Origin of the sequence: Myceligenerans indicum, from assembly GCF_016742955.1 — a bacterium.
Classification (GTDB): Bacteria; Actinomycetota; Actinomycetes; order Actinomycetales; family Cellulomonadaceae; genus Myceligenerans; species Myceligenerans indicum.
In genome coordinates this window covers 1-7602 of the sequence record NZ_JABBYC010000088.1, presented here as the reverse complement: position 1 = coordinate 7602, position 7602 = coordinate 1, and the positions used below count along the sequence as shown (strand labels likewise).

At 68.7% G+C, this 7602-nt stretch carries 4 protein-coding genes and 1 pseudogene; 2 read left to right on the top strand and 3 right to left on the bottom strand.

The window, feature by feature from the left end:
• The 3 genes and pseudogenes from HGK34_RS21520 to metX all read right to left on the bottom strand — a co-directional run.
• Positions 1–1782, bottom strand: a pseudogene (locus tag HGK34_RS21520) (hypothetical protein); the annotation flags it as partial.
• A 213-nt stretch (positions 1783–1995) separates the two neighbouring features.
• Positions 1996–2451 carry a VOC family protein gene (locus HGK34_RS21515; protein ID WP_201851340.1) on the bottom strand — a complete coding sequence of 152 codons (456 nt, stop codon included), beginning with the start codon at positions 2449–2451 and terminating at the stop codon, positions 1996–1998.
• Positions 2452–2640: 189 nt separating this feature from the next.
• Positions 2641–3891 (bottom strand): homoserine O-acetyltransferase MetX, encoded by a 1251-nt coding sequence (gene metX, locus HGK34_RS21510; RefSeq protein ID WP_201851338.1) that lies wholly within the window; start codon positions 3889–3891, stop codon positions 2641–2643.
• Between the two features lie 384 nt (positions 3892–4275).
• On the opposite strand from metX, the gene HGK34_RS21505 reads away from it, so the two are divergent.
• Entirely contained in the window at positions 4276–6705 is a 2430-nt protein-coding gene (locus HGK34_RS21505; protein WP_201851337.1) for a polymorphic toxin-type HINT domain-containing protein, read from the top strand.
• A 6-nt stretch (positions 6706–6711) separates the two neighbouring features.
• Positions 6712–7380, top strand: a complete 669-nt coding sequence (locus HGK34_RS21500; protein ID WP_201851335.1) for a hypothetical protein — start codon at positions 6712–6714, stop codon at positions 7378–7380.
• Positions 7381–7602 lie beyond the last annotated feature (222 nt).

The window sequence follows — 7602 nt, the reverse complement described above, 5'->3', positions numbered from 1 at the left end:
CCTTATCGTCGGCAGCGTCAGATGTGTATAAGAGACAGGGGCCGGGGCGAACGGGTCGGCCTGTCCGAACGGCTCTGCTTGTCCGAACGGGTCCGGCTGTCCGAACGGCTCTGCCTGTCCGAACGGCTCCGCCTGCCCGAACGGGTCGGCCTGTCCGAACGGGTCCGGCGGTGTGAAGGGGCCGGCGGGGGCGAACGGCTCCGCCGGTGCATGAGGTTCTGCCGGGACGGACGGTCCCGCCGGGGCGGGATAGCCGTTCTCGTAGCCGGCCGGCTGCCAGAGGTTCTCCTCGACCGCCGGGGCCGGTGCGGGCAGGTCCGCCGGAGATGCCTCGGGCGCGGGGGGCGGCGGCACCGGGGAGTGCGAGGTGAACGCGGCGCCGTCGTTCCCGAACGGGGCCTGCGCGTCCGTGGGGGCCGAACCGAACGTCTGCCCGGTCTGCTCCGGTGCCTGCGGAGCGGGCGAGAGCTGCGCGGCCGGCGGCGTGAACTCTTCGGGCGGCGTGGCCGATGGGGCGGGTCGCTCGTCCGGCGCGCTGGCGAACCGGTCCTTTCGCGAGCGTCGCCGCATCGGTGCCTGCGCCGGCTTCGGAGCACGGGGAAGCGTGTCCGACGACGGTGCCGACGGGTCAGGCTCTGCGCTCGTGGCGCTCCGAGGCGGAACCGGTGTCGGCGCCGACGCCTCACTCCGCGGGCCTGGGCGCTCGGTGGACAGCGCGGGCGGGTCGGCGGACAGCGGCGCGGGGGTGGGGGCGCTCGCCGGGGCCGCCGCCTCTCGTTCCGCCATCGCCCGGCGTGCCGAACGGCTCTGCGGGAGCGGCCGCCCGCTGTCGGAACCGGGTGTGGTTCCTGAGGCGGCCGGGGTCTCGCTGCGGGTGAGAGACCGGCGCAGCCCCCGGGCAGGGTTCCGGCCCTGCCCGGCGGGCTGGGCGGATTCCGTCGGCTCCGAAGGGGGCGACCCGGCCGGTTCGGCGCGCTCCGCCGTCCACCCGGCGGCAGCCGCCCTCGACTCGTGCGCGACGACGGGCAGCTTCCCGGTCAGCGCGTACCCGACCTTGACCCCCTCCGCGAAGGGGTCGGCCTCCGCGCTCTTCGACCGGGAGGTGAACATGGGCGCGGACGCGACCGGCTCCGGTGTCACATGCTCCGGCGTCTTCCCCCGGGTGATCGAGTCGCGGTCTGCCTGCCGGGGCGACGGCAGGCCCGGAGGGAGGTGAATGACCAGGGGTGACACATCGAGGAAGCGGCGTCCGTCGTCGGACTTGACCACGTCCATCTTCAGCACCTCCACCGGCATGGTGGGCTGGCGCAGGAAGTCGACGGCGTTGAGGATCTCCTGCGGTGCGTTCTGGCAGATGATGATCAGGCGGGCCCCGCCGCCGCTCTTGGGGCTGCTCGACTGCGTGATCGGGACGCTGTCGTAGAAGTCGGCGACGTCGTGCGCGAATCTGTGCTGTCCGCCGTGGTACCGAGCGGCCAGTTCTCCGCGGGTGAGGCGCCCGGCAGCCCCGGCATGGTCGAGGGCGCGCGTCAGCGTCGACTTGTCCAGATCCGCGACCAGTTCCACGACGACCGGGAGCCCCGAGGCGTCGAGCGCCAGGAGGTGAGGCTCGTCCGGCCCGGAACCCTGCGCCACCGGGAAGACCTGCTCGCCCAGGAGGCCGTCGATGTGCGACTCGACCACGCGGTGCGCCGAGGTGTGGACGCCGGGCTCGCCACCTGCGTTGCTGCCGGAACTCTGCACGAGGAAGGGCCGCGTGGCGTCGACCTCGAACAGTGGCATAGCGGCGTTCCCCCGGTTCCTCGGCCGTGGCCCCGATGACCACGGTCCGCAAAATCTTACGGCGCGGGCCGTGGTGACCTGAAACACGTCCCGGTGAAGGTCCCGTGACACTTGTCACCTGTGTGCGGGACGTGTCTCGCTCGGCTCATGCTTCGTCTCCGCGATGCTATGCCTCTGGTTCCGGGCGCGCTTTCACGGGCCGTGAAGCGGGTGTCACCCCTGATCGGCAGCCTGCTCCGCCTCGCTCTCCGGCGTGCTGGCGTCGAACATCCAGGAGATCCCGAACTTGTCCTTCAGCTGGCCGTAGTAGTCGCCCCAGGGCGCCTTCTCGAACGGCAGGACGTCGCTCGCGCCGTCGGACAGCTTCTCGAACGCCGTGGCGATGTACCCGTGGTCCGCGGACGAGCCGGTGAGCGCGACGGTCACACCGGACGTGGGGGCCTCGTACGGTGACACGCCCTGCGGGGAGTCGGAAGCCATGAGGGTGAGGCCGTTCGGTGCGTCGAGCTGTCCGTGCATCACCAGGTTCCCGTCCGCCTGCTCCATGCCCGGCATCGGCATGTCACCGAAGACGCTGATGTTCAGGTCGCCGCCGAGCACCGACCGGTAGAACTCCAGTGCGGAGCGGGCCTCGGTCCTGAAGCTGAGATAGGGGTTGAGCCTGGTCATGATCGTCTCCTCGGACCGCCGGTCTCCGACGGCATCGTGCGGTGCGGGCGTGGACGGGCCGGCGTGGCTACCGCCGCTCGGCGGCGCGGGCCGGACCCGCCTCCAAGGTAGGCCGGGACACCGACATCGACGACCCGAACGCGACCCGGCACGCTGACCTGGCACGCTGACCTGGCACTCGGGCACGGCTCAGAGGCCGGCGAGGAACTCCTGGACGATCGGGGCGAGCTGGTCGCCCTCCACGAGGAAGCCGTCGTGGCCGTGGTCGCTGGTGATGATCCGCAGCGGATCGGAGTTCCGGATGCCCCGCACGAGCCGGGCCGACTGCTCCGGCGGGAACAGCCGGTCGGAGTCCACCGCGACCACCAGGGTGCGCGCCGTGATCGCGGACAGCGCCAGTTCGACGCCGCCTCGGTCCCGGCCCAGATCGTGGGAGTTCATCGACTCCGTGAGCACCACGTAGGAGTTCGCGTCGAAGCGCCGGGCCAGCTTGTCCCCGTGGTGGTCCAGGTACGACTGCACGGCGAACCGGCCGCCGTCGAACGGGTTCTCCCCGCCCTGCGGCAGGCGTCCGAACCGGGTGTCGAGCTCGGAGGAGGTGCGGTAGGTCGCGTGCGCGATCTGCCGTGCGATCGCCAGGCCGCGGTGCGGCCCGGCGTCGTCGGGTGCGTCGTAGTAGTCGCCTCCGCGGAAACCCCCGTCCGCGCGGATCGCCGCGAGCTGCGGGTGCGACCAGGCGATCTGGTCGCCACCTACCTGGGCCGTGGTCGCGATCGCGGCGACGTTCCGCACCTCGATGCCCGCCTCCGGGCCCTGGATCGCCCACTCGAGCGCGCGCAGGCCGCCCATCGACCCGCCGATCACCAGTTCCCAGCCGTCGATGCCGAGCTCGCGGGCCAGCGCCACCTCGACCGCCACCTGGTCGCGCGTGGTGACGAACGGGAACCGGCCTCCCCACGGCTGCCCGTCGGGCGCCGTCGAGGCCGGGCCCGTCGTGCCCTGACAGCCGCCGAGGGCGTTCGGCGCCACGACGAAGTACCGGTCGGTGTCGATCGGCCGGCCCGGGCCCACGAGATCCTGCCACCACCCGTCCGTGACGTGCCCGGGCTCGGCCTCACCGGTCACATGGCTGTCACCGGTGAGCGCATGCAGCACGAGGACGGCGTTGGAGCCGTCCGGGGCGAGCTCGCCCCAGGTCTCGTAGGAGGTGCGCACCGCAGGCAGTCGACCGCCCGCCTCCAGGTCGAAGGCGCCCAGGTCGGCGAACCGGCGCCGTCCTGCGTGGTCTCCCTCACGCCAGGCGCCGCTCGCGGGCACGGGCGCCGTGCCAGGCTCACGCGGCGGGGCGGCCGGGCCGCTCAGGCCGGTCGCGTGCGGTGGGAACGGGACGTCGATCTCGGGGCCGGGAACGGCCGGGACGTGGTGTGCCTCGATCGTCATGGGACTCTCCTGCGGCTCTCGTGCGGGGCGGGGTGCGTGGGAGCGCACGCCCGCGAGCGTCAGGGGGTGCGCTGGAGTCAGCTGCACATTCGACGAGTCATGCCGCGCACGCTACCGCGCCGCCGTCTCCGGGCGGAAGCACGGGCCGCATGGTGAGACCACGATGCGAGACCGCTGCGGGGCGGTCGTGTCGTGGTTGCGGGGCGGGATCCTCGCGAGTCGCGGGCGCTGGGACGGGCCACGACCACCGCCTACACGGAGGACGCTGCCGGCTGGCCGACCCGCGTGGTAAAGACCAGCCCGGATCCGGACGGCGCCGGCGCGCTCTCGACGCACGTGACCTCTGTCGACGTCGCGCCGGGAACCGGCGTGGTGAGCCGGTCGGTGGACGCGAACGGCGAGATGGCCAAGGTCGATCTGGGGAACACGTACGGCGCCACCGCGACCTACCAGTACGACGCGGGCACGCGCCGGCTGGCGAACATCGGCCTGTACCGCGAGGACGTCGTCGGCTCGGAGCTCGACGTGTCGTACACCTACGACGACGCCGGGAACGTGCTCTCCCAGGCGGATCAGCCCGATGCCGCGCACATGGCGGCCCAGCAGGACACACAGTGCTACTCGTACGACATCCTGAACAGGCTGACCGAGGCCTGGACACCCGGGAACGGTGACTGCTCCCAGGACGCGTTCACCGGCGCGATGGGTGGTGCGGCGCCGTATTGGACGGAGTGGGAGTTCGACCAGGTCGGCAACCGTACCCGTCAGATCGAGCACGCTCCCGATGGCGTGGCCACGATCACGGCGTACGAGCACGGGCAGGGCTTGGGCGTCGACGGCGCCGGCCCACATGCGGTGACCGGCATCGACGTCACCACACGCGCGACCGACGGCAGCGAGACCACGGTGGGCGCCGATTACGCCTACGACGACGCCGGCCGGATGACCGTGCGCCAGCACGCGAACGGTTCCGCCTCGGATGCACTGGGCTGGGACGCGGAGTCCGAGCTGACCCACGTGGGGACCGGGAGCGCGGAGCGCGACTACGTCTATGACGCGGACGGCACGCGGCTGGTGCGGTTCCTCTATGACAACGTCTACGTCACACTGCCGGGCGGCAGTGAAGTCTTCTTGAAGAAGACCACCGGCGTGATTCAGACGACCCGCTACTACCAGTTCGCCGGGCAGACGGTCGCGATGCGCGATGGCGCCGGCCTGGGTGGCGTCATGTCCATGGTGAACGACCACCACGGCACCACCGTGGCACGTGTCCCGAACACGAACCCGGCCACGGACGCGGTGGAGCGCACGTACACCGACCCGTACGGCAACCTGCGTGGTGGCTCATGGGCTCCGGGGCCTCGGGGAGGGTTCCTGAGCGAGTTCCGCGACGGCACCGGACTGACCCTGCTGGGCGCGCGGTATTACGACCCGCAGCTGGGGAGGTTCATCACCCTCGATCCGGTCCTGGACTTGACCGACCCCCAGCAGTGGCACGGATACGCCTACTCGCACAGTAACCCCACCACGTACTCCGACCCGGCCGGGCTGCGCGAGTTCGCTTCGGACACGCTCCACGGTGACACCCCGGACCAGATCAGGGCCGCGGTGCAACACACTCATGGACCGGGTTCCGGCGGGCGTGGCTCCGGCGGTGGCTCTGGTGGGGGTGGAACCGGAGGCGGTACGAGCTCTGGTGGCGGCAGCAGCGCACCCGGTGGCGAGCTGGAGGACACCACGGTCGAGTCCGCGGAGATCGCCGAGGCGCGCGAGGTCTCGAACATGACGGTCACTGATGTCGTCATCGATCTGGGTTGGGACCTGCTCAAGGACTTCGTGGGCTGGAACGACCTCATGGGATGCATCGAGGCCGACGTCGCCTCCTGCGCCTGGCTGGCCGCGGGCATCACCCCCGCGGGCAAGGGTGCCAAGGCAATCAAGGCTCTGTACCGCGTTATCGACGGCACCGTCGCGTTCTTCAAGAAACAGAAGAAGGCCCGAAAGCTCCTCGAGACGGTCGGCGCCGTGTGTCCTGTCGGAGGCAAGCGCAGCTTTGCCGCCACGACGCCCGTTCTGATGGCCGATGGAACCCACAAACCGATCAGCGAGATAGAGATCGGCGACGAGGTCCTTGCCACCGACCCGGAGACGGGGGAACAGGGCGCCAGGCTGGTGACCCACCTGTGGGTGCACCAGGACGACCTGTACGAGTTCGAAGTCGACAACGAACTGATCGTCACCACCGAGGACCACCCCTACTGGTCGGTCACCGACCAGACATGGGAGGGAGCCGAGGAGCTTGACCGCGGCGAACACGTCCTCACTGCGAGCGGGCGCACCGCCACCGTCACCCGGCCGGTCGATCCTCACACCCGCGAGACCGACGCGGCCTATAACCTCACCGTCTCTGACCTCCACACGTACTATGTGCTGGCGGGGGCGAGGCCGGTCCTCGTTCACAACAGCAGCTGTGGTGTGAATGACGCGCGTGACGCCCTAAAGGGCTGGCAAACGCGCTACATCCAGATGGGTGACCAGCATCTGCGCCTGACCAAAGAGCGGATGCAGCACTTTCTGGAGCGTCACCACCCTTCGTACCGGACGGGGCCGGACAAGGCGAAGCAGACGAATTTCAGGAAAAACATGTCGATCCAAGACGTCGAGGACGCGATTAGAAGCGTTACTCAACAGAATCGTGGACTCATTTCGAGTCGAGGAGTCAGCGACATCTATCAGGTGGAAGGTGTATACGGAGGGGTGACCTACACGATGGGAATTAGAAATGGCACAATTGGCCAGTTCTACCCGCACTGATTACCGATGATCGTTGTCGAGAGCTACGCGATGATCCGCCCTCTCGAGTTCATTCGATTCGATTCGGTGCAGGATATATCGACAGAGATTGACCTCATTGAAGGCGCAGTTGAGATTGCTATTGGTGACTGTGCTCTGATCGATACTCGACTCTGGGACTTCGTGTACCCCTTGTGGGCCTATCTGGCAGATTCTGTTTCGACGCTACGGGCGACGGGGGCAGGCTCCTTCAGATTCCCGGACCAGCCCATCCAGGTCGAATTTTATCGAGCATCTAAGGGGGTGCTACAGATAACTGTCTCTGGGGATGGAGAGACTAGACGGGGTATCGCGAATGAGTCCGAATTTCTTCAGGCTCTGCGTTCGCGCGGCTCGGATTTCTTTAGCAAGCTCTCGGCTCACTTTCCCACAGAGCGGGCCTTGATCGAACGTAGTTGGAAGAAGCTTCTGCACGATCCGGTCGACTCCTTGCTGGCCGATGTCCCGTGGGAGGAACGCGTTGGCGAGAGGCAGTCATCCGCTTTTCGTCAAGCGGAGCGAGTTGTGGGTCGCCGGATGAACACTGCGCAGCGTGAGCGGCTGATTTCCGATGTAGCGGGACGGCGGCTGTCTTTCGGTGAGTTGGTCTCACGCGCTGAACGTGAGCTGTGGGGCGCACGGCCGGGCAGTTCTTGACATCATGTGCGTTCGCGGTAGCGAAACTGGAGCCCCGTCAGCTGTCGCTGATGTGGCTCCAGTAGCTTCTGACCTGGATCGTGCAGGGGTTAGTCGGCTCATGGGACATCCGGTAGGGGCGGCGGCTTGCCGGTGAGCACGCTGCTGGTGGTGGGGGTCGAGGTCCCCGAGGATCAGAGGCGACCAAGCTCTCTGTTCGTTCTCGAGGACCTCGACGTTGTC

What these genes read in the sequence shown, in the direction of transcription:
- HGK34_RS21515 (WP_201851340.1), bottom strand. Translation starts at nt 2,451, where the DNA reads ATGACCAGGCTCAACCCCTATCTCAGCTTCAGGACCGAGGCCCGCTCC.
- metX (WP_201851338.1), bottom strand. Translation starts at nt 3,891, where the DNA reads ATGACGATCGAGGCACACCACGTCCCGGCCGTTCCCGGCCCCGAGATC.
- HGK34_RS21500 (WP_201851335.1), top strand. Translation starts at nt 6,712, where the DNA reads ATGATCGTTGTCGAGAGCTACGCGATGATCCGCCCTCTCGAGTTCATT.